The following is a 26,694-nucleotide window of genomic DNA, read 5'->3' on the forward strand; positions in this document are numbered from 1 at the left end:
AGCCACCTTGGGGAACTCAGGTGGCTTTTTCTTTGGTGATATTTCGATACGAAAGTAAAAAGATGAGAGGCTATTGCATGTCAGTGCTTTCAAATATCTTATCTGCAGAGGCCGCCACAAAACCGCTATAGAGTTCACCGTTGGCCATTGGATAGCGTTTGGCAAATTCATAGAATCCACCGGGAATCACCTCCACCCCTTCCGTAAATTGCACCGGTACTTTATCGGCCATGGTCGACGACTGCTCAAGCAGCACATCAGGTGTACCTTTCACTTCTCCACCATTTTCATTGATGGTAAAACCCGCTTGGCGTAGATGATCATTGACCGCTTTCACTTCATTAAACGCCTGCAGTTGATTAACACTAACAGTGAAATGGTTTGCGCCATAGCCATGCGCCGCCAACCAAGCGGCGTATTCACTTTCGTTGGCAAGCTGCAAATAATCGCTGTAGCTTAGTTGCCACAAGCGACCGCCATATAAAAAGTCACTGCTGTTTAATTTATTGCTATCGACTTGATGTACCAGCTTCTCCACAATGGCTTGGAGTGCAGGTGAGCACTCTTCCACTTTCAGCTCGCTTATGAATACTTTAGGCTGGGTCAGATCAGGGTGTTCATAGTGCTTCGCTACCAGCTTCTTACTTTCAAACACATAATCACCACAGGCAACGTAGCCTAAGGCAAGAAAAGGCTTAGCCAGCGTTTCAATACCTAATGGCGCAACATTGAAGGTTCGCAACGCAATATGGTCATTAATCAAGGCTTCCTCTTCTTGAAGCAAGTGATGGACTTTGTCGGCAGAAGGGCAAAGGCGCTGAATGTAGTCATTCCATAATGATTGAAATAAAACGGTTGGCGTCATAACGCCTCCTTGTCTGTGCTCGGTTTAAACCATGCTAGTAGGCATGGGGTTTTAGATAAAGTTTACTGCTATAGCTCAACCCCGGGGCTGAGCGTGGCAGGCAGTTCTGTCGAACGGCCTTCCATTGATGCCATTGGGTATGCGCAGTAATCGGCCGCGTAATAGGCGCTTGGTCTTAAATTTCCCGACGCTCCCGGCCCCCCAAACGGTGCATCACCACTGGCTCCGGTTAATTGTCGATTACGATTTACAATGCCAGCGCGGATATGATCGACAAAGTAGTCCCATTCGGCATCATTGGTCGACACTAAGCCTGCCGATAAACCAAAGCGAGTCTCATTTGCCAGTTGTACCGCTTGCTCTAAGCTTTGGTAACGCACGACTTGTAACAATGGTCCGAAATACTCTTCATCAGGCAATTGGCTAACTGCGGTGACATCAATAATGCCCGGAGTGACAAACGCCGCCTGCAAAGGTGTCGCGGCCAGCAAGCTGACGCCACCCAAGGCGCGTAAATTGTCCTGAGCAGCAAGAATGAACTGCGCCGCCGCTTGTGATATTTGTGGCCCCATAAAAGGTGCTGGCTCAGAAAAGGGGTGATCAATACGCAATTTTTGAGTGGCACTGACCAGCTTTTCAAGCAATCGATCGCCTTCATTTCCCTCTGGAACATAAAGACGCCGCGCACAGGTACACCGCTGGCCTGCACTTAAAAATGCGGATTGAATAATGGTATACACCGCCGCATCAAGCTCGCCATACTGCTTAGAGATAACCATTGGGTTGTTGCCGCCCATTTCTAAAGCCAGCATTTTGCCCGGCTGCCCAGCAAACTGGCGATGGAGTAAATGACCGGTATTGGCGCTACCAGTAAAGAGAAGGCCATCAATGCCTTTGGCCTGAGCAAGCGCAATACCCGTTTCCTTCGCGCCCTGCACTAGGTTAAGTACACCCGCAGGTAGGCCTGCTTCTTGCCACAACTTCATCACAAACTCACCAGTCCACGGAGTCTGCTCTGAAGGTTTAAACACAACCGTATTACCCGCTAAAAGTGCAGGCACAATATGACCATTCGGCAGGTGGGCAGGAAAATTATACGGACCAAAAACCGCAAGAACACCCAATGGACGATGACGTAATACCAGTTGATTACCCGCCGCTTCGCGTGTGTTTTCACCAGTGCGATCATGATAAGCTCGAATGGATATAGCAATTTTACCCGCCACCGCCGCCGCTTCAGTACGCGTTTCCCAGAGTGGCTTTCCTGTCTCTTTGGCGATGATCTGCGCAAGCTCTTCACTGCGCTGTTTCACTTTTTCAGCGAAGGCTAATACATATTGCTCACGCTCAACAAAAGGACGTTTTTTCCATTCTATAAATGCGACTCTTGCCGCCGTTACCGCAGCTTCTACTTGCGCGGGTGTGGCGCTATCGCCCTGCCAAATCGTCTCATTGTTATAGGGACTAAGCGAAAGCATTGCCTCGCCTTGTCCAGCTAACCATTCACCTGCAATCCACTGAGTCATCTGTTAATCCTTACCTTCCAATGTACCTATTTTACTGCGCCAAAATTCGAACAAAATCACCACTATCAACCAATAGAGCTTGCGCCACTTTAGGTGAGATGATCACCGTTTCCGTTTCGCGGTTATAAGCACCTTTTGCAGCAGTAGCACGAAAGTTTTCAAACGAGCTATTGCAGATAAGATAATCTTGCGAGCTTGAATGCTCGGCCACTTCCACTTTAGCTCGCACCGAGTGACGTACGGATTCGATATTGCGCAAATCGCACTCAACCGTTGGACCTGCATCAAAAATGTCTACATAGTTACGGCAGGTGAATCCTTCACGCTCGAGTAGCGTTAACGCTGGACGGGTATTGTCATGCACTTGACCAATCACCGCCTGCGCCTCTTTGCTCAATAAGTTGACGTAAATCGGCAGTTTGGGCATCAGATCAGCAATAAACCCTTTTTTACCAATGCCGGTTAAATAATCAGCCATAGTGAAATCAATCGAGAAAAAATGCTCTTGCAGCCATTGCCAAAAGGGCGAGTTGCCTTCGGCATCAGACACACCACGCATTTCAGCAAAGATGGTTTTAGAAAAACGATGTGGGTGTTCCGCCATCATCAGAAAACGGCATTTCGACATCAAACGCCCATTCAACCCTTGACGAAAATCTGGGCGTAAAAAAAGCGTACAAATTTCACTGCATCCAGTGTAGTTATTGCCAAAAGTAAGCAACTTGACGGTATTGTTGACCTTCAGCTTAGGCGACGAATGCACGATCGTGCTGATGTGATAAGAATAGAACGGCACGTCATGGCCAATCGATGCTTCAACGCCAGTCGTCCCTGCTACCTCACCGGTTTCAGAATCAAAACCGACCATCAGGTAACCTTCATCTCCCGGCTCTGAGACGTCGGGTTTAGCGAAGCTGTATTCAGAATGAGTAATACGGTTGGTTAAGAGCTTTTCATTCACGGGTAGTGATGTAAACCCGTGACCGGATTCAATAGCGCATGTGTGTAGCGCATCGTAGTCCGACATTGCGATAGGGCGAACAACTAGCATCAATACTTCCCTCCAGATGCTTGAAGTGGCCCAAGGCATCCTACCTTGGGCTGCTAGGCTTTTTCACTACATGAGTGATGCAATAGCTTTATCTAATCTTGCTAAGCCTTCTTCTATTTCTTGTTTGGTGATCACTAATGAAGGCGTCATACGAACCACGTTCATACCCGCAACCAACACCAGTAAACCTTGCTTGCCCGCGGCTTGTAGGATATCGCGAGCGCGACCTTGCCACTGCTCATTTAATGCCGCGCCAAGCAGTAGACCTTTACCACGGATTTCACTAAAAATGTGGTACTTCTCATTAATGTTAGCCAATCCTTCACGAAAGAGCGCTTCACGCTCTTTCACGCCAGCCAAGGTTTCTGGCTGGCTAACCACATTAACTACCGCTTCTGCTACCGCGCAAGCCAGTGGGTTGCCACCATAAGTCGAACCGTGAGTGCCCACTTTAAAATGCGCGGCTAATTCGTTTGTGGTGAGCATAGCGCCAATAGGGAAGCCGCCACCGAGTGATTTCGCGGTACTTAAAATATCCGGCGTGACGCCCAATCCTTGATAAGCATAGAACTCACCAGTGCGGCCATTACCGGTTTGCACTTCATCAAAGATCAACAGGGCGTTGTGCTTATTGCACAATTCACGCACGGCTTGGACAAACTCAGCCGAAGGGGACACAATGCCACCCTCGCCTTGCAAGGGTTCCATCATTACCGCACAAGTGCGATCAGAGATGTGCGCTTGCAACGCTTCAATATCGTTATACGGTAGGTGGGTAACATCCGCAGGTTTAGGACCAAATCCATCGGAATAAGTCGCTTGCCCCCCGACCGTCACTGTAAAGAAAGTGCGGCCGTGGAAGCCTTGGTTAAAGGCGATGATTTCTGATTTTTGTTCACCATGGACATCTGCTGCCCAGCGACGCGCCAGTTTGAGCGCCGCTTCATTAGCTTCCGCGCCGGAGTTAGCAAAAAACACCTTTTCAGCAAAACTGACTTGCGTTAATTTTTTCGCCAAGCGTAAAGCAGGCTCATTAGTCATCACGTTACTGAGATGCCACAACTTATTGGCTTGCTTGGTAATCGCATCAACCATCGCCGGATGGCAATGGCCCAAACAACTCACTGCAATACCGCCAGCAAAGTCGATGTATTCATGACCCTGTTGATCCCACACTCGAGAGCCCTGCCCTTTAACTGGAATCATTTCCATCGGGTTATAACAAGGGACCATCACCTCATCAAACAGACTGCGATCTACACTATTTTCCACTGTCATTACACATTCCCTCTTGATACCGCATGCCAAGCAGATTGCGATCTTCCTATTAAACGCTTGAGTGGAAGATATTGTTTTGCTTTTTAGCTAATGCAGCATTGTATTTACAAATTATTAACCATTTCAATAGTGATTTATTCTTTTAGATCGGCAGAAGTACCGATAATCGTCACTACTTATGATTATTTATGCATTAAGTCACCTCTTTTATGAAGCACTTTTTTATAAATAATATAAATAAGCACAACAAGGCCTTGAGGCGACAAGCCACCCCTCATTCCAACAGGATGTATGGTGCATAATATTGCAAAGATAAAAAACAGCAGAAATGATGAAGAAAATGTTAAGAAAGGTGATCGCAGTCCGGTTGAGAATGGTTCAACGGCGCAAAAAATTTGCGAGCAGTTGATGGCCCTGTTCTGTTTTAATTGATTCAGGATGAAACTGCACGGCATCAATTGGCAGTGTTTTATGTTGGTAACCCATGATTTCGTCCATCGAACCATCGGCCTGTTGAGTCCAAGCGGTGAGCTCAAAACAGTCCGCAAGAGAATCGGCTTTGACCACCAGCGAGTGGTAGCGAGTAACGGTTAACGGGTTATTGAGCCCCAGAAAGAGGCCACGGTTGGTGTGTTGGATCGGTGAGGTTTTACCATGCATCACCTTTTTGGCTCGCACCACTTGCCCGCCAAACACTTGCGCAATTGCTTGATGCCCAAGGCAGACTCCTAAGATAGGTAGTTTACCCGCAAAATGTTCAATCGCGGCCAGTGAAATTCCCGCCTCATTCGGCGTGCAAGGCCCAGGGGAAATCACCAGATGCGTTGGGCTGAGCGCTTCAATGCCAGCGATATCGATTTCATCATTACGCACCACCGTCACTTGAACTCCCAGCTCACAGAAGTATTGGTACAAGTTGTAGGTAAACGAATCGTAGTTATCGATGATAAGTAGCATGTGAATTAAAACGCTCTGGGTAAAAGTCAGCGAGAGGCGCTATTGTGCAATACTGGTTTGGAAAGGCAAGAAGTTATCGATTCTGTGCTAAATACACTATTTGCACATTCGTTCATTATGTAACCAGTTCGGTTGTGATCATTATTTTACTTGCTCTCATTTGAAAGTAACCCTTCTCATTGTATGGTCGAATAAGAGAGCGGAAACAACGATAAAATAAATCTATCCCATAGTTAATGATCGATAAAAATAAAGCCAAGTAATCCGCTTACTTGGCTCTTCATGCTTATTTCCTAAAAATGTCGTTTATTTAAGCTGGGCTTTCTTGTAAATGCTCACTACTTGGTTGGTTGTTATGAGGCTGCCAAGGGGAATTTACCGAATAAGGCTGACGCACCGCTAATTCTGTTTCGGATAACACGCCATAACGAAGTACGGTGTGGTTATTCACCAGTAATATATCGCCAAGTTGTAAATCAAACACATGCTGTACTTGTGAACGTTCAAGAATAGGAGTTAAAACATTGGCTACTTGATTGATATTGTCAATTTCAGTCGACGACGATATATGCTTCGCCAATGATGGGCTCCAGCGTAAATTCATTCCCCAATCCCCCGACATAATCACAGGGTAAGTAGCCGTATCATCGTACTGCACAATGGTATTTTTCAGCCAACCACTTGCTTGACCATTAAGACACAACGCAGCCAGTGAGGCATCCAGTAAGTTAACCTTCAGCGGAGCAGATGAACAGTAAATCGCCCATTCATCAGGAGTCATGTCAGTATAAGAATAGCGACGCGATATGCTCGTTGACGGTGTTTTGAGCCCGTACCAACTGGGCTCCGCTAATGTACTACTCCGAACATATTCTTCCGGAAGCAGAGCATGATTTCCGGCAAACCACGAAGACCAAAATGAAGCTTGAGGCAACGGGCCAAAGCCTTTTAAACAGACAGCAGAGAACGCCTTTACTAATTGGCTCACTTGAGCCTGCGGTAGCGCGGTCAGTGAGCATCCATGGTGTGACTCTAACGTCAGGCCAAACTGCTCTGTTTGTAGAGTGGCTTTTACCTCACGCATCAACTGTGCCTCGTTAGCGTCTTCGATATTGAAACGCAGTAAACACCACAGCGTTCCTTGATGCATTACGGGAATAATCACGCCTTCACGTTGTTTGTGATTGGCCTGCGTATCAATAATAAATTCTCCGCGGCAAGCATCAAATAAGACACAAGTATGCCAAGGTGTCTTAAACGATCGCTCATCAAAAAGAAACAGCGAATATTTTTTGCCTTGCATTGGGTGTTCATGAATGCTGAGACGAATAGCGTGGCTCAAATGAGTATTGAGGAAATTATCGAGTGCACGTCCTTGCACCATCATTCCCTTAGCCATAAGGGCTAGACGCTCACGTCGTTTCTTATAACTCAGCGGAGCAAGCGCATATTTCTGATCTTGATGCATGAATTTTTTCAAGCCCAGATAGGTATGATGCATTGCATTATCATGCTGTTTAAGACGTGCAAAATCACGCTCATATTCCGCATCACCAAAGCGCTGCTTTAATCCATTGAAATATTGATATTCATTTAAGTCATCAAACGCAGAGAAGTGCTCAAAGTTGATAATTTTTAGACAATCACTGGCGTTCATATTTCCCACCATATTCCGTAATTCATCAGAATAAGTGTAGTGATGTTCTAAATCGACATTAATATAATCAGAAAATGTATGATAATCAGAAAAAATGTAAAACATCACTCCTGGAGAATATACAGATTGAATATCACGAATGGCATTAACAAATTTTTGTAAAACTCGATATTCACCCAAGTCAGGCTTATAACCTAATACCTTATCTAGGTTATTCGTTTTACATGGAAAGGCGGGTAGTAATAATGTAATGACTTTGTTTTCAATGACACACTGAGCTATCTGCGTTTTTAACTTCTGATACCCAGTAAAAGTGGCGTCTGTTTGTGCTAATAATTGGTCTAATAAAATAAAAGCAATATTATCCACACATTGCTGCTGTTGATGATCAAGCATAGTGTTTCCTTATTAAAAGCGAAGACCATTGACGGAATGATGCAGAACCCTCGGCCTTCACTCTCGGTTAAAAAGTTTATAGGCCAGCTAACAGTTCAGCCGCGTGCGCAAGCGACGCGAAAGCCGCAATATAACCATCAGGGCGGATCAGTAAAGCCTGCCCCTGGTAGAATGAACTCTCACTCCAATACTGCCCAGGCTTCGCTTGATCGTACAGATGAAGGCAACGCACAAACGGAGGAATTTCGGATGGTAACTCCGCATCGCCAGTCAACAGAAGCGTAAAGGAGCGGTAATCTAGCCATTGATAAAAGCGGCAACTCTGCTGATCGCTATGCATCTCAAAGTCATACACTCGAGAACCGTTTAAGCCACCATTGCCATACCCAATGCCCATACCTGTGATGTTACCAGCTCGCTGTTCAACGATTTGTACATAGTCCTCCGCATGGGTTCCTCGTTCTGAGTATTTAGTTGCACGCACCAATGCACCAGAGCTTTCAATCACGCTGCGAGCCACTGGTTGGCGCTCAGCCTGATAACTGTCCAGCAGCGTAGGTGATGCCTGACCACGCAACACCATATTGAGCTTCCAGATCAAATTGAACGCGTCAGCAACTCCGGTATTGAGCCCTTGGCCGCCATTGACCGAATGTATATGGCAGGCATCTCCTGCTAGAAAGACCCGTTGCTGGTGGTCATACCGTTCTGCAACAGACTCCTTAACCGAGAAATAAGAAAACCACTCAACCTGCTTAAACGTCAGTGAATGCGGCGACATTGCTCGGTTAATGCGCTCGATAACCTCTTGCTGAGTAAACTCTTCGGTGTCCATACGGATATAAAAACGATCCAAATCACCTTCACGTGGAATCCAGGCAACATCTGACGTCTCAGCCTGAAATACGATGATTTCTGGCACTTTCGGAAAATCTGACTCAATAACACCATCAATCACCGCCCAGATAATTTCTGGTCTCTCGATTTCAAATGGAATCGAAAAATGCTGACGTACAAAAGAGCGCCCACCGTCTGCACCAATCACGTAACGTGAACGAACTCGCTCGCCACTGCTCAGTTCCGTCACGCAGCCTTGCTCATCAACAGTGATATCGACCACTGATAAACCACGGCGCACGGCCGCGTTCTGCGCTTTGACTGCGCTATCTAACGCTTTTTCAATATGTGCTTGTCCCAACATCAAAAAGTGAGGATAGAAGCAGCCTTGCAGCGCTGTCCACCAATGAGACTGGCGTGACAAAAATTGACCATCAGCCCATACCGAACTGGTATTACAGGGTTTGCCTTGTACGTAAAGTGGCTCAAATAAGTCAACTATATCAAGTAACTGCAGAGTTCTAGCATTAAGCGCATCGGCCCGTCCGACCACCAGTGGTCCATTAGATTTATCAATAATTTGTGAGTTCAGACCGCAGCGCTGCGCTAAATAGTGGCACATAAGCCCAACAGGGCCTGCCCCAACGATCATAATATCAGTATGGTAATCACTCATCGGTAAGACTCCAAACTTGGGTTATCAAACGGTGGATCGCTTAGCACCTGAACTCGACGGATATGACGTGGGGTATGCGATAAAAAGCTTTCTCGACCATGCAGTAAGTTAAAGTTATCCGTAATGACCACATCATCATTTTGCCACTCGTGAGCATAAAAATGACGAGGGTCATACAGTGCGTCACGTAAGCTACGGTGGAACTCAGCTATTTGCTCACTATCAATACCACTAAAGGTCACATTTGGTGGGTTTAGCAGATCGCCACGTTCAGCGAAATGTGGTTCGGCGTAACGAATGACCTCGTGTGAGAGATAGGGATGTTGAGCAATAATCGGGGAAATGGTGTGACTGCAATAGAACTCCATCTCTCGCTGGTAGTGCCCCGTGACTTTTCGCCACAATGAGCGCTGCTGTTCGGTTGCGTTCTGTAGCACCTTAGTAGTATGAGTGAAGGTCGTCCGGCCGCCTTGTGCTGGCAATGGCGCTTGAACACATTGAAATATCTGATATTCAGGTACTTGAGGGCGGAACATGCCATCCCAATGCAGCGGCATATAGCTACTATCAAAAATATGGTCCTTTGGCTGATCTTTTTGAATTAAATCTAACACTTTGCCAAATGGCCAAATACTGATCTCTCCCCATTGCTCGCAATATTCCGCAAATTGCTCGGCCTGTTCAAAGGCTTTAAATCCACGTATCAATACCAACTGATGCTCAATAAATAGTTTACGCAGTAGTGCTGTTGGTACTTCGCTAATGGGAATTTTTAATCCATTTGCTTCTATTTTTACTCCAAAAGGATGGAGCTTCGTGACCTGATAATTCATCACCCGTTCCTTTAAATTAATTTTTAATAAAACGTTAGAAATAAAACAACATTGCATCCATCATTTTCGAAAATTCGGTTGGATAATATTAAAAATATTTACACAATATTGATATTTATAAGATTGACATTGCTAATTTAATTATTAATCCCAGTTTATTTAGGAATAGATATCTCAATAGTGCCATCATTCAGAAGAAATTTATTATTTGCCCGTATTTAAAGGAAACCAAAATGGTTTATATCTCTCTAATTAGAGCTGTCATTATTTGATGAATGACAAAGGTTGACTAGATAACAAAACAAGAACGAAAGGTTACCAATAAGGGAACAATTATGTTGAGTGAGTTAAAACGTATTGCCATTTTTAATAAAGTGGTTGAATACGGTTCGTTTACCTCGGCTGGTGAATCGTTAGGCATAGCAAAATCGAAAGTGAGCGAGCAAGTTAGCTTGCTAGAATCACATCTTAACGTACGTTTACTGCATCGCTCTACCCGTAAAGTTAGCCTAACGACTGAAGGGCACGCATTTTATCAACATACCAATGGCCTCTTACCGCTGGCAGAAGACGCGCTACGGGCCGTCCAGCATTTTTCTACCGATGTGGCAGGCGTGATTAGGATCGGTACAACCATTGATGTCGGCAGCTATATTTTAAGTCCGCTGATTTCAACATTTTCTGAGAGTTACCCCAATGTGCTGTTTGATATTCAACTCGAAGATGGTTTACAAGATCCAGTAGCCACACAATTAGATGTGCTGATCAGAATGGGTGAACTGACATCTTGCTCAATGGTTGGCCGCGAATTGATGCCTTTTAAAATGGGGATATACGCCAGTAAAAAATACTTAGCTAGTGCACCTTTATTAAAGAAACTACGAGATTTAGAGCAGCACCCATGGGTTGCGTTAACTTTATTGAATCTTCCTCAAGATAAAGTCACGCTAATCAATCCAAAGGGAGTGAGATGCGACATCAAAACCCGCCCTAAACATATCTGCAATGCGCCGCTTGGTGCGATGTCAATGGTACAACAAGGCATGGGGATCGGCTTGATTGCCAATTTTCTCGCTGACGAAATCAATGATCCTAACCTCGTCAGGCTTTTTCCAGATTATTATCTATCAGATAACACCATGAACATTCTTTACCCGAGCCGTCACCACCTTGCGCCACGAGTAAGGCTATTTATTGATTATTTAATTGAAAAAATCCGAGCGTGAGCAAAACAAAAACGCCCCGTCAGTTAACGGGGCGCACTTTAAGCCTTAACGACGACGTCGCCACATACCAAAGCCGAGTAATGAGAAGAGTGCTCCTAGGCCGAATGAACCGCCATAGATGTTCAGTTCTAACACGGCAGGATCATGATCAGATGCGCGGAAATGATCTTGATATTTAGGTAAATCACCTTTGAATTCACTGTTGTAATCAAACAGTGTCGATTCACCGCCGTTGATATGCCAATCGGTCGCATCCACCACTTTGCCTTTCAAACTTTTGCTGACCAGCAAATGATCCAGTGCGCCAACTTCATCATTAAATGAGTAACTCCAGCTCTCTGGGTGTTTTATGGCCACAGCGTTAAGGTACCCATAATTGTGAGTAATCAACGCGCCATCATCACCAAATTGAGGAGTACCTGCAATGTAAGTATTACGTGCCGCACGAATGGTTTTGCCATACTTCTCTGGGCTGTAGTCCGTCAATACGAGCATCGGGTCTTCCATACCGTAAGAGTTCATATCACCCAAAATGACTTTATGCCCTTTTGTTTTTTGTAACGCTTCACCTAAAGCAACTGCAGCTGCGACACGGAATTGTTCACATGCACCTTGAAAATCAAGATCTTTGCCGCCTTGCCCACCTTGTTCAACTGGTGCAGCATCTTCCCAACATGCCGAACCCTTGGATTTTAGATGGTTAACCGCGACGGTAATTTTCTCATTGCCACCTTTAACTTTGAAGGTCGGTGCAAGCGTGTCACGCTGGTAATTTTTACCATCTTCAATCACTTTGCCTTTGTCATCCAACACTTCAGGTGCTTGTTGGCTTGGCATTGGAATTACACGATTTTCTGTCAACTTCACCACTTTTTCACGATAAATCACTCCTGTGGTGATCACATCCGTGCCAATAGAATCAAGTTCATCGGTCACACCATCATTATTTGAGTCAATCGCGACAAAACGGTAATGCTTTTTCTTATCCGAGATCTGGCTGTTGATCTGATTGACCAATTGCGCAATCGCCGACCCTGCACCGAAACCGTTATTCTCAATTTCCATCAAACCGACAATATCGGCATCCAAACGTACAATCGCATTAACGATCTTCGCTTGCTGCAATTCAAATTCTGCAAGGTTATTAGCACCACGATTATCACCATGCTGATTTGCATCACCGCCAAACGGCGAGTTGAAATAGTTAAGCACGTTGAATGTGGCAATGCGCAGATCGCCTTCATCAATATCCGGTTTCTCGCTGCGAGGATCATTGCGTACGAAATTCTCTTGGCTGAGCGAATTGGTCACAATCAGACGATATTCGTTGTAACCGAATGAGAGCACACCTTCTAAACCTATGATGCTGTCATCAATGCGGATGTAATCTTCCGTCGAACCATTTTGATCAATATCACTGCGACCAAACTCTGGGTAGTACGGAATTTGGCCATCGGCGGCTTTCGCATCTGATTCAATAAACAAGCGGCGCTGCGCGTTTTCGATGCTCTGCTGTTTGGCTTGCTCAGAGCCCGCAGCGAATAGCTGGTTCGGCTGCATGTTAATACGACCTTGCGCTAACACCATGTTATTGCGACGAGAAGCATAGTCATAACCAAAGGTGCGCGTCACACGCATATCCAGCTCTGGTGTGGTTTTTACCAACATGCCTTCATAACGCTCTAATGTGTGCTCAAAGTTCTCATCGGTGGGCAAAATCTCTATCGCGGTCGCTTGTGGAGCCTCTTGCTCACCTTGCTTTAGCCATTGGTTGTTTTCGACTTTAAGCTGTGTGAGGTTGTAATATTCCTGTACTTTACCTTTCACACAAACCACATCTCCCGGTTTTAAACTTGAGCTTGATTGATCGGTAAAAACAAACAAACCTTCAGAGGTATTTAAGTTGTAATCATCTTCCAACGCTTGCAGATAAAAACCCTTAGTTAACCCTGTGGTAACGGCACTCACGACACCTTTGACAAAATATTCTTGGTCGGTGATGTAAGGGTAGCCACTAATAAAAGGAGAGGTTTGCCCTTCGCCTTGGATCGCTTGAATAGAAGTAAAGGCGGGCTCAGATCCCTCTTGAGTACAGGTAAATTCAGCCGGTGGCTCAACGGCATCGAGTGCGCCTAACCCTTCAATATTATCCTTGCCTAACGCGCTCCACTGCGCAGCTTGATAAGCCGCTGAGGGCGTGAGGCTATCGCTATTACGCACTAAAGTGGTGTCCTTGCCCCAGTTAATGCCGCCCATCACTCCCAACACATCATGTACGCTACCATCACTGTTTAGCAGCGCCACCGGATCATCACCGTTAAAATTAATCACCGAGCCATCATTTTCATCACTCACCGCTTGGATAGCACTATTGGCGCTGGCATGAGAAATCACTAACACATCGTTCGCGGCAATTACTCGCCCAGTCAGGGGCAACTGTGTATCCCAGTTCCCACTGCCATTGCTTGATTTCGCTAAAATGAAATTGTCTAAACTGACGGATGCATTGCTAGTGTTAGCAATTTCGATGGCCTTATTGAAGCTGCTGCCTTCTACATACTGAGAAATAATAATCTCAGCTTGAGCTGATACAGCCAATGTGGAGCTTATCGCCGCAGCGAGTAATGTTCGGCCAAAGGGTTTAATTCGTGTCGATTCCATTGTTCACCTCTTTCCCTGCTCTGTAACCGAAGTGGTAAGCAAGGTGTTGTAAATCACGTTTATAAAGGGGATTGATTCCATTTGCGCGTACAGTGTTGTGTTTTTAAATGAAAGATAAAAACATTCACCATTCATATCGAGATCAACATCGCATAGCTAGAGCAAATACTTGAACTAAGCGCAAACTTTCAACAAAGAAGGTAAAGGGGGTTTTCGACAGTGATATTGCAGTGAGGTGAACAGTCTTATTTTTCTAAAAAGAAAAGCAAACAAGGTGCTCCGTACACGACAAACACCTTAGTTTGATTATTGTGGCTGGCTAAAAGAGAGGTAGCGATCAAAGACCGCCTGCGCGCGACCAGTTTGCTGCGCATCGAGAAAATAGTCATTAAGCTGATTTAACAGCGGCATCGAATTTTCTAAGCTACGGCGAACTTGCACGTGGTACGGCTTGTTTCTAGCAAGAAAATGATGAACGATTGGCCGATCAATTTTATATAGACCCAACTGAATTCCACCATAAATGGGTTCAATTTCACTCACAAACCAATCACACCGCTCTTTTTGCAGCATATTCAGCGCTTGCTGTACGGAATTTAAATAGAGAGAGGGTTCTCTAGACAGCGCAAAATTCTCATAATTAAAGCCATTAACTCCGCATAATACGCCATCAACGGATGGGTCTTTTAAATCTTCATGGTTGTCTGGCAGCGTAAAATAACCGAGTTGGATCGTATAAAGCGGGACCGAAAAATAGCTGTACTCAGCCCTTTCTGCGCGATAACTTGCATCCCATGTCAAATCGCAGCGACCGCGCTCTTGCGTCAGTTCATGTTGGACTCGCGCCCAAGGCATAAAATAAAACTGGTAATCGATGTTGTGAGATTTTAATGCGTCCAACACCAGCGTTGTAGCTGAGCCAGTCAAGGAATCGGCTTTTTCTTGATACGAGCTCCCCTGCCAATAGGTGAACGGGGGCCAAACATTCACATCACCAACACAAATACGAACTGGCTCTGCGGCGGCGGCACTACAGATGAACATCAATCCTAATAACAGCAGTCGTCTCATGTTCAAAACTCATCATCATGGTTATGATTTAAAGTGTAGACCTAAGCCTACAATACAAAGAGAAAGATCAAATTTTATTAAGCAGAAGTAAAAAATAAAGCTAGGAAAACCTAGCTTTATTTAATGCGAAAAGAGTTAGATTGTCGCAGGAAAAACTAAGGACGCTCGACAAACCCTACCGCTTTAAATGCTTTTTTCAAAGTGATCGCAGCGCGGGCCGAGGCTTTTTCTGCACCCGCTTTCATTACTGAATCAAGATACGCGCGATCTTCTCGAATGCGCGCGTATTCAGCTTGAACAGGCTCCAGCATGGCAACCAGCGCTTCGCCAACATCTTTCTTGAAAGGGCCGTACATCTCAACACCTTGATATTGCGCTTCAATCTCAGCAAAGCTTTTGCCTGTCGCCGCAGAGTACAAACTCATCAAGTTGGAGATGCCCGCTTTGTTTTCGGTATCAAAAGCGATACGCGGTGGCGTTTCAGTATCTGTCTGAGCCTTATTAACCTTCTTGATAATCGACTTTGGATCTTCCAGCAAAGTGATGACATTCTTACGGTTATCATCTGACTTAGACATCTTTTTCGTCGCATCTTGCAGGCTCATTACTCGCGCGTTCACTTGAGGAATGTAAGGCTCTGGAATGGTGAAGATCGGCTTTTCAGGACTATAGATGTTGTTAAAACGAGTCGCGATATCTCGCGCAAGTTCTAAGTGCTGCTTTTGGTCACTGCCCACGGGTACTTGGTGCGCGCCATAAAGTAGAATATCGGCCGCCATCAACACAGGATAACCGAATAAGCCCGCATTCACATCGTTCGCATAACGTGCTGATTTGTCTTTGAACTGAGTCATGCGGCTCAATTCACCCATCTGCGTGTAGCAGTTGAGAAGCCAACCCAATTGAGCATGCTCTGGTACGTGTGACTGAACAAATAGCGTGCTCTTTTTAGGGTCAACACCAACTGCAAGACAGATTGACAATGCATCTAACGTGGCTTCATGCAGTGCTTTCGGATCTTGACGAACCGTGATCGCATGCAGGTCAACCACGCAGTATTGACAATCATAGTCATCTTGCATCTGTTGCCATTGACGTAGAGCACCCAAATAGTTACCGATACTTAGTTCACCTGACGGTTGAACACCACTCAATACAATGGGTTTGCTCATAGGGATGATTTCCTTGCTACTTAAAATGAGATAAGACTGAAAATGTCTGTGAAAAAAAACCGCGCTTATTCGCTAAGTGATACTTGATTTAGCGATAACGCGGTTTATGCAGTGTACTCATTGACGAGTATTTTACTAGCGCATTGTGTGAACTTTTATGCTGAAACTCGCAACACATCAAGCAATTGGTCGATACAGTCCGCCACGTAATCAGGGTTGGAAGCTGAAATGGGCTCACCGTGATTGTAGCCATAAGTCAAACCAAACGAATAACAACCCGCATTTTTAGCCGCTAAAATATCGTTTTTCGAATCCCCAACCATCAACATTTCCTTGGCCGTTAGTTGATGTTTATCCAATAGCCAGTTAAGCGCCATTGGATCAGGTTTTTTGATCGGGAAGGTATCACCACCAATCACATCACTAAAAAAGTGCTCAATACCATGTTGTACCAATACGTCAGGTACAAACTTAGACGGTTTATTGGTCACCAAAGCTAATGTGAATCCAGCACTGTGTAGCTGCGCTAAGGTTTCTTTCACTTGGGGATATAAATGGCTCAGTTTATGGCCCGTTTGGGCATAAAATTCATCAAAACGCTCACGAGCGGTGGCTTTGATCTCATCGCTAAGATCAGGGTTGATGGTTAAACTTTGGCTAAGTGAGCGAGCGATCAGCACATCTGCACCATTGCCGACGTAATCACGCACTTGCATTTCTGATACTGATGAATAGCCTAACGATTGTACCGCTTGGTCGGCGGCTACAGCTAAATCTGGCACGCTGTCGAGCAAGGTACCATCGAGATCAAAGGCGATTAATTTAATTGAGCTTAAAGACATCTTAACTTCCGAATAATAGACAAGGGGCACAAAGCCCCTTGTTGCGTTATAAGTATGTTGCGTAGTGATTATTGAGGTGTAGTCAGTATTATGACTTAGCGCGCCACTTTGGCTAATTCTGCGCGCATCTCATCAATCACCGTTTGGTAATTAGGTTGACCAAAAATAGCCGAGCCTGCGACAAACATATCTGCGCCCGCTTGTGCAATTTCACGAATGTTATCGACTTTGACTCCACCATCAATTTCAAGGCGGATATGACGACCCGATTGCTCAATCAATTGACGCACCGCGCGCAGTTTATCCAACGTATGCGGAATAAAAGATTGGCCACCAAAACCAGGGTTAACCGACATCAGTAAAATGAGGTCCACTTTATCCATAATAAATTCGAGATGCGCAAGTGGCGTAGCTGGGTTGAGCACTACACCCGCTTGGCATCCGTGCTCTTTGATCAATTGCAATGTGCGATCAACGTGATCAGAAGCTTCCACATGAAAAGTGATCATCGAAGCCCCTGCTTTGGCAAAATCAGGAATGATACGATCAACTGGTTTCACCATCAGGTGAACATCAATCGGTGCCGTAACACCATAGTCACGCAGCGCCTTACAAATCGGAGCACCAAAGGTCAAGTTGGGAACGTAGTGGTTATCCATTACATCAAAATGGACAACGTCTGCCCCAGCGGCAAGCACTTTCTCAACATCTTCGCCAAGACGAGCAAAATCTGCTGAGAGTATAGATGGGGCAATTAGGAAATCTTTCATACCTGACCTCTTAGGCTAGTGGGCGCAAATGCGTGATGAGCAAAATTCGCCCGCAATTCTACCTAAGCTGGCCAAGATATCCTAGCGCGACACCCGATTTAACTGCGAAATGTTAACCTTCGCATTCCGCTGTATTGAACAGTGCCAACAACTCATCTACTTTGTTGCGCCCTGCTCCATTACGGCTAATGGTGCGCTTAACCTTGACCACGTTAAGTTCTGCACCATGATATAAACGGCGCGTTAACTTAGTGTCATGATTGGAAATCAGTACCGGTATGCCACGATCATTGGCGGCTTTTTCGGCAACATCGGCCAATGAGGCTTGATCATCCAATGAAAAGCCATTACCAGAATAAGAAGTAAAATTGGCGGTGGTAGAGAGTGGCGCGTATGGCGGATCGCAATAGACAACACAGCCCTTGCGAGCACGACGAAACGTCTCTTCGTATCCTTCGCAAATAAAGGTCGCTTTCTTGGCTTTCTCGGCAAAAAACTCCAATTCTGCTTGCGGGAAATAAGGCTTTTTGTAAGAACCAAAAGGCACATTGAAACCGCCTTTTTTGTTATAGCGACATAACCCATTAAAACCAAAACGGTTCATGTATAAAAACGCCAACGAACGATACAGTACGTCATCGGTTTTATTGAACTCTTTGCGAATATCGAGATACGCTTCTTTACGGTTGTTATCGGCCGTGAACCAACGCTTAGATTCGGTGATGTACAGTTCAGGTTGATCTTTGATCAGGTTGTACAAGTTGATGAGATCAGGATTGATATCGGCCAACAAATACTGTTCAAAATCAGTATTGAGGAACACAGAGCCAGCACCAACAAAGGGTTCAACCAATTTACGCGCTGGCGGCAGGTGACGTTGAATCTCTTCGACTAGGCCATACTTACCACCAGCCCATTTAAGAAAGGCACGCTGCTTCTTCATTTACTGCTCTATCTTTCAACCACGAAATAAGGCTGCGGAATGTAACATATTTTTGCGTCAAGCTCAGCGTTATTTCGCACGATCAATCTCTCGCTGTACTTGGCTGAGCGATTTGGCCCAAGGGCCTTGCAATTGCAACGCTTTCGGTAAGGTTTCAACGGCATCACGCGCAAACTGGATGGTTGGATAATTACCATAGGTGATGATGTACCACTCCACATCATTGCGTGCTGTCGGATAAATACGCACCTTTTCTTGCAGCGCGTAGGTGTTAATAAAGTTTTGTGCTTCAGCAAGCGAACTGACTGCCGCTAATTGCAAAGTATAACTGCGTGGCGAGAAGGCTTTGAGTTCTTCTCTCGCAAAGGAGAAGGTGATTTTCGTTGGCGCAGCAGCAGTGGCAGTCTCACTTACTGGCACAGTTTGCGCCGTGCGGTTTTGTGCATCAGCAAGTGCATTATTAATCACTGACGTATCGGCTTTGGTCGAATTGCCTTCCAAAAGAGCATCCACAACATCAGACTCAATCACCACTCGTTGCTGATCGCTGTCAATTATGCCCACGCTCTCTGAATTCTCCATCACATCGGGTGGTAACGAACTGGAATCATCTTCAGCATCTAAATAACTCGGGTCACTTTTCGCAAGCTCCTTCCCATTATTGGTGGCGTCAGTTGCTGAATCATCGTTAAGCGTATTGACTGTTGGTGCAGCAGCATCCCCTAGCGTCGGAATCACCGTCTGCTCGAGTGTGCCTGTAATTTGCGACGCTTGCTCATCGGGTGAGGGCTGGGTGAATAGCCACCAGTAACCACCACCGATGATGAGCAGAAGCAGTAAAACCAAGGCAGCGATCTGCACAGGAGAACCGATAATCGAACGGATGATGATCCTTTTTTCCATTTTCTGCTCTCCTAATGCCATGATTTCCCCAGGCACGCGTTTCACCTTTTTGTAAGCGTTGCGTACGCGGCGCTCCATCTCATCGGGTACATAACGCATGACCAGATTTTCAAAAAAGCGATCCGCTTCTTCATTGCTTAGGGCTTCAATCTCAAGCTCTACGGGTTTATGCTCTTGTCCGTAGCTTAAACGAGTCAGCAAAGCATCAAGACTATTGGCTTGTACAAATAATACGACATTGATGGTCCACAATGGATTGGCTTGTGCTTCTAACACCAGCATCCATAGCTCAGACACTAAGGTTTCAGAGAGTAGATGAGCGTCATCGACAACAATCACCACATCACAACCGCCACCATCAAGCAGGCGAGCTAAGCTGTCAGAAAGTGTATCGTGAGGATTAAATAACGGGCCTGAAACGATTTGGGTAAGAATGGTCGCTCGACGCTGCTGGTCATCTTGATTGGGATGACACAGCAACAGCGATTGGTTTTTATCTTCGGCCCACGCTTCTAAATAACGCTGCGCTAACCAAGATTTACCAAAACCTAATCCACCACCAACGGTAATGACATTTGAGCCAAAATTGGTCAATAATTGCAAACGCTCAAGTAGCTCGACTTGCGAATCTAATTCCAATATACGTAATTCATTCGCCAAACTCATTAGGCCGTCCTACTGACAGACAACTGTCAAATTAGTATCAATGAAGATTTACAGGGTGCGGCAGAAGTCAATCGCTTGTTCAATGACCGCTTCGGGTACACCTTTCACTACTTGTGATGTACCAATACTGGTTGGTAGCACCAAACGTAGTTCGCCTGAAAGCACTTTTTTATCACGCATCATGTGTTGCATAAAGTCAGAAAACGACATGCTTTCGGGCGTATGAATCGGTAAATTTGCTCTTTTGAGTATAGAAACAATCCGCTCAACTTGCTGATCGTTAATTAAACCTTGTAACTGCGCCGTTTTAGCGGCCATCACAGTTCCGGCAGAAACCGCTTCACCGTGTAGCCAATTACCATACCCGAGCTGCGCTTCAATCGCATGACCAAATGTATGACCTAGGTTCAACAACGCGCGAATTCCCGACTCTTTTTCATCTTGAGCGACCACATCGGCTTTAATTTGACAGCAGCGAGCGATGGCATAACTTAGCGCTTGCTCATCTAAGGCGTAGAGTTTATCGAGATTCTCTTCCAACCAGACAAAGAAATCATGATCGTAAATGATGCCATATTTGATCACTTCCGCCATACCAGCGGCAAATTCTCGCGCAGGTAAAGTCGCCAAACATTCAGTATCAATGATGACGGCTTTCGGCTGATAAAATGCACCAATCATGTTTTTACCTAAAGCATGATTGACCGCGGTTTTACCGCCAACGGAGGAGTCCACTTGCGAAAGCAGCGTGGTCGGTATTTGGATAAAATCGACTCCGCGCTGATAACAGGCTGCGGCGAATCCAACTAAATCACCAATCACGCCACCACCTAAAGCGATGATCACCACATCACGGCTGTAATTACCTTCCAGCAGGTAACTCATCACCGTGTTAAATGTATCTAAAGTTTTGTACTGCTCGCCATCTGGCAGTTCAAGCAAGGAGACGTTACAAGCATGCGGTGCAAGAAGGGCGAAGATTTTATCCGCGTACAAAGGCGCGACCGTCACATTACTGATGACAACGACTTTTTGTTTGGCCGATAAGAAAGAAAGGAGGGCCGGATCATTAAATAATCCGGCGCCAATTGAGATTGGGTAGCTACGCTCATCTAAACTGACCGTAATCCGTTCCATGGTTTGCACTCCAAAATAAAGAACTTAGGAATGTTCTTCTAGCATTTTTACGATCTCGTTGGCTACCACTTTTGCACCTTGATCGTCAGTACGAACCGTAAAGTCAGCGATCTCAGCGTAAAGATCGTTACGTTCATCAGCCAAGCATTCTAAGACTTCACGTGGATTGTCTGTTTGAAGCAATGGCCGTTTTTTGTCACGGTTCGTGCGTGCAAGTTGTTTTTCAATCGTCGTTTCAAGGTAGACCACAATACCACGAGCAGATAAACGATTACGGTTTTCTTTACTCTTAACAGAACCACCGCCTGTTGCGAGTACAATACCTTGTTTCTCGGTTAGGTCATTAATTACAGCTTCCTCACGTTTACGGAAGCCCTCTTCACCTTCGACGTCAAATACCCATGCGATATCTGCGCCTGTACGCTCTTCAATGACTGTATCTGAGTCTAAAAACTCCATATGCAGTTGTTGAGCAAGATGTCTACCAATTGTACTTTTGCCGGCGCCCATTGGGCCAACAAGGAAAATATTGCGTTTCTCAGCCATGTTTAGCAGTAATTTACAACGTTAATTCAATGACATCGCCACAAGATTAGCCAGTATAATACTGACCGTTAAGACGCTCGTGGCACCTATTCCTCACAGATGATTCGTGATAAGACCCGAAATTATCTAGATATGGTGCCACTAATGCAACTTTATTTTTTAACCAATCGCAATATCAGCCGTAAGTTATTGAATGACGACTTTCGGTGTCACGAAAATCAGCAGCTCACTTTTGCCCACTTGCTCATAGGAACGGCGGAACAATGCACCAAGTAATGGCAAATCACCAAGTAATGGCACCTTATCTACCGTATTGTTGACGCTATGTTGGAATATTCCACCAAGGACCACGGTTTCTCCATTATTGACCAATACTTGAGTGCCAATACGCTGAGTATTAATTGCAACCGCTTCTCCCGTCCCTGTTTTTACAATATCCCCAGGCCGGTCTTGAGTGACACTGAGATCTAACACTAAACGATTATCCGGCGTTATCTGCGGCGTTACTTTTAAACTCAGCACCGCTTTTTTGAAGGCGACTGTCGTTGCCCCGCTGGAAGAAGACTCCAGATAAGGGATCTCCGTACCCTGCTCGATATAAGCGGGTTTCTTGTTGGTCGTAATCAAACGAGGGCTGGAAATGATCTCCGCTTTCGACTCACGTTGCAGCGCTGAAAGCTCTAAATCCAACAACATATCCGACCCCAACTTAGCCACTTGGAAGGCAATACTTGAGGCGTTAGCAGAGGTCGCCGCTAAGTTTACGTTAAGGAAGTCATCAACGGGCAATGTGCTTTCCCCCAATTTGCCCACTTGGAATAAATTACTTTCAATACTTCCGCCTGCGGTGTTGTTGCCATTGGTCGAAGTAAAGCCCCAGCGTACGCCAAGTTCATCCAAATTACCTTCGTTGACCGTAACAATGCGCGCTTCAATCTGTACCTGTTTGACCGGGATATCGAGCGATTCAACAATTTGGCGTATCACCACAATATTCTCAGCCAATTCACGGATCAGCAGTGAGTTGGTTCGCTCGTCGATACTGATGGAACCTCGCTCAGACAACATGCTGACCGCCCCTTCACCGCCAATCATCTGCGCAATATCAGACGCCTTAGCAAAATTAATTTTGATAATTTCAGAACGTAGATCGCCCAACTCTTCAGCCAAACGTGCCTTTTCAAGCTGCTGCTTTTCACGTAAATCCAACTCTTCTTTAGGTGCAACTAAAATCACATTGCCGTCAACACGCTTATCTAATCCCTTGACTTGCAAAATGATATCGAGCACTTGCTGCCAAGGCACGCCATCAAGCCGTAGCGTCAGGTTACCAGTGACCGAATCTGAGACGACTAGGTTAAACGCGTTATAATCTGCGATAAGCTGCAAAACATTTCGCACAGGAATATCTTGAAAGTTAATCGAGATAAGCTTGCCCTCTTTCTCAAGAATGCTCTTCGGCTTAGGTTTTTCTTGTTCTTTCAGTTTGCCAATTACCACCTCAAGGTATTTCCCTTTTAAGCTGTAATCATACTTAAACTCGCCATGAATGGTCGCCAGTAACTGTGTACTTGGCTCTTTGCGCAATACCTCGATACTCTCAACAACGGTTGCAAAATCTTTGACGTCTAAGACATACAGTTTCTCATTGGAGACATCCGTCTTAAGCAGTTCAATTTGTAAACCGTCAGCCACTTTCTGCACATTAACTACCGTCGAAGGTGATGCGAGTTCAACAATCAATACAGCGTCTTTGTTTTTATTGACTCGAAAATCAATGCCTTTAAGCTCGTTGGTCTGCGCCGTTTCTGCCGCCACACTTAGCCCTGCCACACTCAATAATAAGCCAAATAAGAGGCTCCGAAATACCATAGTCATTTGTGTCTGTAGTCCTTTAATCATAGTGATTTCTCTAAATTCAAATTCTATTTCAGAGCCAATTTGACGTTACGTTGATTCCAACAACCTAAGCCGTCTGGCAAGGTTTCATTGATCAGCAGGTAATTGGAATTAACTCGAGTAACTTTGCCGTGATTCAAACCTAAATATTGTCCCGCTTTCACGTTGACGACCTTGCCTTGGGGCGTTTGCACTAATGCCGATACCGCGCCCCCGCTACTCATCACGCCTTTTAATCGCAGTTGATTAAGCGGATAGCGCTCTAGCTGGCCATTTTTACTGCGAGCCGGAGGTTGCCAGCAGTCTGCCTTCACTACAGGCTGATTTTGTACAATCGCTTCTTTAGGCAGCACAAAAGGTTCGCGGGATTCATGTTGCGCATAATGAGCAACTTCAAATTGAATAATGGGTTTTAATTTGGAGACTTCTTTGCGTGCTTGCCCCTCGACCTGCTCCACATAAACCTTCAATGAATCTTGATTCGCCTTACAACCAACCAATACGCTGGTACTAAACAGCACCATCAGCAGCAGATTATTGTTTTTCATCGTCCACCTCTTGCTTGAATTGATAGGTATAAGCGCGCACCCTAAAATGTAATGTACTGCTTTCCTGGCTAACCCGTTGCCAATCAACATCATCGAAATTAATAATGCGGGGCAATTTCGCGATCGCCTCGGAGAAATCACCAATGTCGTGGTAATTCCCAGTTAATTCGATATTGAGCGGCAAACGATACAGAAACTCTTTATTCTGTTTTTCTCCCCAATCAATACGTGTAAAGGTTAACGCGTTATCTAGCCCTAGTTCATTGACCGACGCCAGCATGCTTGCGAGCTCTTTTTGCACGGGTAATTGGCGTAATAAAAAATCATAACGTTCAGTTAATTCATCCAGTTGAGCTTGCAACTGGGGTAAGGTGGCGGCTTTGCTGGCCTTAATCCGTAAGGTCGATTTCAGCACCTCTTCTTGCTGTTTTAAGTTCTGCAATTGCTCATTTTGAGGCATAAGATAGAACCACGCGCCAACGCCTTGAATAATCAGCATCAACACCAAAATAACCAGCAGTTGAGGCAGCAACGGCCATTCAGCCATTTCATCCATATCAAGATCTTGAAAACTAGTCATGGACAGCTCCTGTAGGCCGAATCTTGGTTAGCACAGAGCCCTGTGGTGTCGGGGAATAAAACATAAATGACACTTTAAACGTCTGAAACTCCTTACCAAATCGCTTATTACCGTGCACGATAGAGTGCATGTTGACATCGGAAAGTAAGGCTGATTTTTCAAAATTATCGAGCATGGTCGCAAGACGCGCAGTGCTGTCACTGATGCCCGTAATTTCAATTTCTTCACCATTCATTTTGATCTTATCGACGTAGACTCCTTCAGGCATAAGCTGTGGCATCAGGTTCATCAACTCGGTGGTTTTATTGCGTTGGCTTTGCAATGACTCAACAACCGATAAGCGAGTTAATAGTGCCTTGTGTTCTTGTTCCGTCATTTTTAATGCATTGATCTGTTTATCAAGCTGCTGAATGTATTGATTCAAATAGGCCAGACGAGACTCTTGCTGCTGCGCTTGCCCAGAAAAATACAAACCGATACCCCATTGAATACCAACAGCGCTCATCACACCTAAGACGACCAAGCCCATAAAACGACGCTTATGCGCCGCTCTTTGTTCCTCTCGCCAAGGCAGTAAGTTAATGCTATGCAACATGAGAAGACTCCAACCACTCGATACCACGCAGTGCAAGGCCAGCCGCGGTGCTAAAACTCTGCCCAGACTGCTTACCTCGCTGGCGTTTCGCTAACTTATTGTTAAACAGAAGGAAGGGATCGAGAATCTCGCACTCAAGCTTGAGACGCCGCGAAATCTCTTGCGCCAACATCGGAGTATCTGCGCCACCACCTGAGAGCCAAATGCCTGCTAAACTGCCCGCGCCATTGACGGAGGTGAAAAGCTGCAACTGACGTTGAAGTCGCTCGATCAACTCATGCACAAAGCGCTCGTTTTTATCGGCTAATTCGGCATTGGTGCCCGACATCGCGCTATCTTGGGACAACCACTGACAACCGAGAGGGATCTCTTTATGAAAAGGGGCTTTATCAGTAAAATCAATACAGAGCGCCGTTTGGGTATGGCCCACATCCATGAGCATCCAATCGCTGCGATGTTGTGCCCTGCTCGCCAACTGCCAGATGTTTAACAAACTGTGTATTTGCACATCAACCGCGATCGGTAAAAAGCCCGCTTTTTGCGCCGCTAACGCACGGCTTTCCACGACGTCTTTACGAGTGGCGTAAACTTGATAACTTACGGTGCTACTGCGACTCACGCTTTTTTCCATCACTTTGACGAAATCGAGACTCAGTTCTTCTATCGGGAACGGTGACTGATGAGAAAATGCCTGATAAATAGCAAACTCTTTTTCACGCGCCTGCAGGTCACTATCTATCTGTAATACCTTACTTATTACCGCATTGTCCGGTACCGATATGGCGACTTTGTGACTAAATAGTGGTAAACCCTTTCTTAGTTCTTTGAGTTTCTTTACAATTTTCTGATAATCCAGCGTGTGGTTATCGGAGAATATGTCCTCAGTAATAAATAATTCTTTATAACCGACGAGTGCATATGAATCACCCGCTAGCTTTAACACCACCGCTTTAATACTATGGTGGCCAATATCTATACCCGTAACCATTGATTTACCCATACGGCTTAGCTCCAGTAACGCTGCTTAGGCTTAGCTCGATTTGCTTATTTTGAGGTTAA

At 45.4% G+C, this 26,694-nt stretch carries 23 protein-coding genes; 1 reads left to right on the plus strand and 22 read right to left on the minus strand.

What is annotated here, in order from left to right; translation table 11 throughout:
* Window positions 1–70: 70 nt before the first annotated feature.
* From DD616_RS05765 to DD616_RS05800, 8 genes are all read right to left on the minus strand, one after another.
* Window positions 71–865 carry a DUF1338 domain-containing protein gene (locus tag DD616_RS05765; RefSeq protein ID WP_208872049.1) on the minus strand — a complete coding sequence of 265 codons (795 nt, stop codon included), beginning with the start codon at window positions 863–865 and terminating at the stop codon, window positions 71–73.
* 68 nt (window positions 866–933) lie between these two features.
* On the minus strand, window positions 934–2,391 hold the full coding sequence (astD, locus tag DD616_RS05770) for a succinylglutamate-semialdehyde dehydrogenase (RefSeq protein ID WP_208872050.1): 1,458 nt from the start codon (window positions 2,389–2,391) through the stop codon (window positions 934–936).
* A gap of 31 nt (window positions 2,392–2,422) precedes the next feature.
* The gene (gene astA, locus DD616_RS05775) at window positions 2,423–3,442 is read right to left on the minus strand and encodes an arginine N-succinyltransferase (protein ID WP_026028416.1); all 1,020 of its coding nucleotides are present in this window, start codon (window positions 3,440–3,442) and stop codon (window positions 2,423–2,425) included.
* 66 nt (window positions 3,443–3,508) lie between these two features.
* Window positions 3,509–4,720: an aspartate aminotransferase family protein gene (locus DD616_RS05780; RefSeq protein ID WP_026027324.1), complete on the minus strand. Its 1,212-nt coding sequence runs from the start codon at window positions 4,718–4,720 to the stop codon at window positions 3,509–3,511.
* A 378-nt stretch (window positions 4,721–5,098) separates the two neighbouring features.
* Entirely contained in the window at window positions 5,099–5,677 is a 579-nt protein-coding gene (locus DD616_RS05785) for an aminodeoxychorismate/anthranilate synthase component II (protein ID WP_010318736.1), read from the minus strand.
* 310 nt (window positions 5,678–5,987) lie between these two features.
* The gene (locus DD616_RS05790) at window positions 5,988–7,730 is read right to left on the minus strand and encodes an L-tyrosine/L-tryptophan isonitrile synthase family protein (protein WP_208872051.1); all 1,743 of its coding nucleotides are present in this window, start codon (window positions 7,728–7,730) and stop codon (window positions 5,988–5,990) included.
* 76 nt (window positions 7,731–7,806) lie between these two features.
* Window positions 7,807–9,243 carry an FAD-binding protein gene (locus tag DD616_RS05795; protein WP_208872052.1) on the minus strand — a complete coding sequence of 479 codons (1,437 nt, stop codon included), beginning with the start codon at window positions 9,241–9,243 and terminating at the stop codon, window positions 7,807–7,809.
* On the minus strand, window positions 9,240–10,076 hold the full coding sequence (locus DD616_RS05800) for a TauD/TfdA dioxygenase family protein (protein WP_208872053.1): 837 nt from the start codon (window positions 10,074–10,076) through the stop codon (window positions 9,240–9,242). Before DD616_RS05800 ends, DD616_RS05795 begins: the two co-directional genes overlap by 4 nt.
* Before the next feature lie 335 nt (window positions 10,077–10,411).
* On the opposite strand from DD616_RS05800, the gene DD616_RS05805 reads away from it, so the two are divergent.
* Window positions 10,412–11,302 (plus strand): LysR family transcriptional regulator, encoded by an 891-nt coding sequence (locus DD616_RS05805; protein ID WP_208872054.1) that lies wholly within the window; start codon window positions 10,412–10,414, stop codon window positions 11,300–11,302.
* 45 nt (window positions 11,303–11,347) lie between these two features.
* Here DD616_RS05805 and DD616_RS05810 read toward each other — a convergent pair whose 3' ends face one another.
* The 14 genes from DD616_RS05810 to pilM form a co-directional block, all read right to left on the minus strand.
* Window positions 11,348–13,963 carry an ExeM/NucH family extracellular endonuclease gene (locus DD616_RS05810; protein ID WP_208872055.1) on the minus strand — a complete coding sequence of 872 codons (2,616 nt, stop codon included), beginning with the start codon at window positions 13,961–13,963 and terminating at the stop codon, window positions 11,348–11,350.
* Window positions 13,964–14,269: 306 nt separating this feature from the next.
* The gene (locus DD616_RS05815; protein ID WP_088718007.1) at window positions 14,270–15,034 is read right to left on the minus strand and encodes a substrate-binding periplasmic protein; all 765 of its coding nucleotides are present in this window, start codon (window positions 15,032–15,034) and stop codon (window positions 14,270–14,272) included.
* A gap of 155 nt (window positions 15,035–15,189) precedes the next feature.
* Entirely contained in the window at window positions 15,190–16,206 is a 1,017-nt protein-coding gene (gene trpS / locus DD616_RS05820) for a tryptophan--tRNA ligase (RefSeq protein ID WP_013855895.1), read from the minus strand.
* Between the two features lie 155 nt (window positions 16,207–16,361).
* Window positions 16,362–17,048 (minus strand): phosphoglycolate phosphatase, encoded by a 687-nt coding sequence (locus tag DD616_RS05825; protein ID WP_026027427.1) that lies wholly within the window; start codon window positions 17,046–17,048, stop codon window positions 16,362–16,364.
* Between the two features lie 95 nt (window positions 17,049–17,143).
* On the minus strand, window positions 17,144–17,818 hold the full coding sequence (gene rpe, locus DD616_RS05830; protein ID WP_013855893.1) for a ribulose-phosphate 3-epimerase: 675 nt from the start codon (window positions 17,816–17,818) through the stop codon (window positions 17,144–17,146).
* 112 nt (window positions 17,819–17,930) lie between these two features.
* Entirely contained in the window at window positions 17,931–18,761 is an 831-nt protein-coding gene (locus DD616_RS05835; protein ID WP_013855892.1) for a Dam family site-specific DNA-(adenine-N6)-methyltransferase, read from the minus strand.
* Window positions 18,762–18,830: 69 nt separating this feature from the next.
* Window positions 18,831–20,330, minus strand: a complete 1,500-nt coding sequence (locus DD616_RS05840) for an SPOR domain-containing protein (RefSeq protein ID WP_208872056.1) — start codon at window positions 20,328–20,330, stop codon at window positions 18,831–18,833.
* A 48-nt stretch (window positions 20,331–20,378) separates the two neighbouring features.
* Window positions 20,379–21,467: a 3-dehydroquinate synthase gene (gene aroB, locus DD616_RS05845; RefSeq protein WP_026027426.1), complete on the minus strand. Its 1,089-nt coding sequence runs from the start codon at window positions 21,465–21,467 to the stop codon at window positions 20,379–20,381.
* Between the two features lie 24 nt (window positions 21,468–21,491).
* On the minus strand, window positions 21,492–22,013 hold the full coding sequence (gene aroK / locus DD616_RS05850) for a shikimate kinase AroK (RefSeq protein WP_010317691.1): 522 nt from the start codon (window positions 22,011–22,013) through the stop codon (window positions 21,492–21,494).
* Window positions 22,014–22,199: 186 nt separating this feature from the next.
* A complete protein-coding gene (locus tag DD616_RS05855) occupies window positions 22,200–23,885 on the minus strand; it encodes a type IV pilus secretin PilQ (protein WP_370685857.1) in 1,686 nt (561 codons plus the stop codon).
* A gap of 53 nt (window positions 23,886–23,938) precedes the next feature.
* The gene (locus tag DD616_RS05860; RefSeq protein ID WP_013855888.1) at window positions 23,939–24,460 is read right to left on the minus strand and encodes a pilus assembly protein PilP; all 522 of its coding nucleotides are present in this window, start codon (window positions 24,458–24,460) and stop codon (window positions 23,939–23,941) included.
* The gene (locus DD616_RS05865) at window positions 24,447–25,040 is read right to left on the minus strand and encodes a type IV pilus inner membrane component PilO (RefSeq protein WP_013855887.1); all 594 of its coding nucleotides are present in this window, start codon (window positions 25,038–25,040) and stop codon (window positions 24,447–24,449) included. Before DD616_RS05865 ends, DD616_RS05860 begins: the two co-directional genes overlap by 14 nt.
* Window positions 25,033–25,635, minus strand: a complete 603-nt coding sequence (locus tag DD616_RS05870; protein WP_208872057.1) for a PilN domain-containing protein — start codon at window positions 25,633–25,635, stop codon at window positions 25,033–25,035. The genes DD616_RS05865 and DD616_RS05870 overlap by 8 nt, the downstream gene beginning before the upstream one ends.
* Entirely contained in the window at window positions 25,625–26,635 is a 1,011-nt protein-coding gene (gene pilM, locus DD616_RS05875) for a type IV pilus assembly protein PilM (protein ID WP_208872058.1), read from the minus strand. Before pilM ends, DD616_RS05870 begins: the two co-directional genes overlap by 11 nt.
* Window positions 26,636–26,694 lie beyond the last annotated feature (59 nt).

This window comes from Vibrio anguillarum (assembly GCF_003390515.1).
In the GTDB taxonomy this organism is placed as follows: Bacteria; Pseudomonadota; Gammaproteobacteria; order Enterobacterales; family Vibrionaceae; genus Vibrio; species Vibrio anguillarum.

Bases quoted from the DNA above. Each gene is read 5' to 3' on its own strand.
- DD616_RS05765 (WP_208872049.1), bottom strand. From the start codon at position 865: ATGACGCCAACCGTTTTATTTCAATCATTATGGAATGACTACATTCAG.
- astD (WP_208872050.1), bottom strand. From the start codon at position 2,391: ATGACTCAGTGGATTGCAGGTGAATGGTTAGCTGGACAAGGCGAGGCA.
- astA (WP_026028416.1), bottom strand. From the start codon at position 3,442: ATGCTAGTTGTTCGCCCTATCGCAATGTCGGACTACGATGCGCTACAC.
- DD616_RS05780 (WP_026027324.1), bottom strand. From the start codon at position 4,720: ATGACAGTGGAAAATAGTGTAGATCGCAGTCTGTTTGATGAGGTGATG.
- DD616_RS05785 (WP_010318736.1), bottom strand. From the start codon at position 5,677: ATGCTACTTATCATCGATAACTACGATTCGTTTACCTACAACTTGTAC.
- DD616_RS05790 (WP_208872051.1), bottom strand. From the start codon at position 7,730: ATGCTTGATCATCAACAGCAGCAATGTGTGGATAATATTGCTTTTATT.
- DD616_RS05795 (WP_208872052.1), bottom strand. From the start codon at position 9,243: ATGAGTGATTACCATACTGATATTATGATCGTTGGGGCAGGCCCTGTT.
- DD616_RS05800 (WP_208872053.1), bottom strand. From the start codon at position 10,076: ATGAATTATCAGGTCACGAAGCTCCATCCTTTTGGAGTAAAAATAGAA.
- DD616_RS05805 (WP_208872054.1), top strand. From the start codon at position 10,412: ATGTTGAGTGAGTTAAAACGTATTGCCATTTTTAATAAAGTGGTTGAA.
- DD616_RS05810 (WP_208872055.1), bottom strand. From the start codon at position 13,963: ATGGAATCGACACGAATTAAACCCTTTGGCCGAACATTACTCGCTGCG.
- DD616_RS05815 (WP_088718007.1), bottom strand. From the start codon at position 15,034: ATGAGACGACTGCTGTTATTAGGATTGATGTTCATCTGTAGTGCCGCC.
- trpS (WP_013855895.1), bottom strand. From the start codon at position 16,206: ATGAGCAAACCCATTGTATTGAGTGGTGTTCAACCGTCAGGTGAACTA.
- DD616_RS05825 (WP_026027427.1), bottom strand. From the start codon at position 17,048: ATGTCTTTAAGCTCAATTAAATTAATCGCCTTTGATCTCGATGGTACC.
- rpe (WP_013855893.1), bottom strand. From the start codon at position 17,818: ATGAAAGATTTCCTAATTGCCCCATCTATACTCTCAGCAGATTTTGCT.
- DD616_RS05835 (WP_013855892.1), bottom strand. From the start codon at position 18,761: ATGAAGAAGCAGCGTGCCTTTCTTAAATGGGCTGGTGGTAAGTATGGC.
- DD616_RS05840 (WP_208872056.1), bottom strand. From the start codon at position 20,330: ATGAGTTTGGCGAATGAATTACGTATATTGGAATTAGATTCGCAAGTC.
- aroB (WP_026027426.1), bottom strand. From the start codon at position 21,467: ATGGAACGGATTACGGTCAGTTTAGATGAGCGTAGCTACCCAATCTCA.
- aroK (WP_010317691.1), bottom strand. From the start codon at position 22,013: ATGGCTGAGAAACGCAATATTTTCCTTGTTGGCCCAATGGGCGCCGGC.
- DD616_RS05855 (WP_370685857.1), bottom strand. From the start codon at position 23,885: ATGGTATTTCGGAGCCTCTTATTTGGCTTATTATTGAGTGTGGCAGGG.
- DD616_RS05860 (WP_013855888.1), bottom strand. From the start codon at position 24,460: ATGAAAAACAATAATCTGCTGCTGATGGTGCTGTTTAGTACCAGCGTA.
- DD616_RS05865 (WP_013855887.1), bottom strand. From the start codon at position 25,040: ATGACTAGTTTTCAAGATCTTGATATGGATGAAATGGCTGAATGGCCG.
- DD616_RS05870 (WP_208872057.1), bottom strand. From the start codon at position 25,635: ATGTTGCATAGCATTAACTTACTGCCTTGGCGAGAGGAACAAAGAGCG.
- pilM (WP_208872058.1), bottom strand. From the start codon at position 26,635: ATGGGTAAATCAATGGTTACGGGTATAGATATTGGCCACCATAGTATT.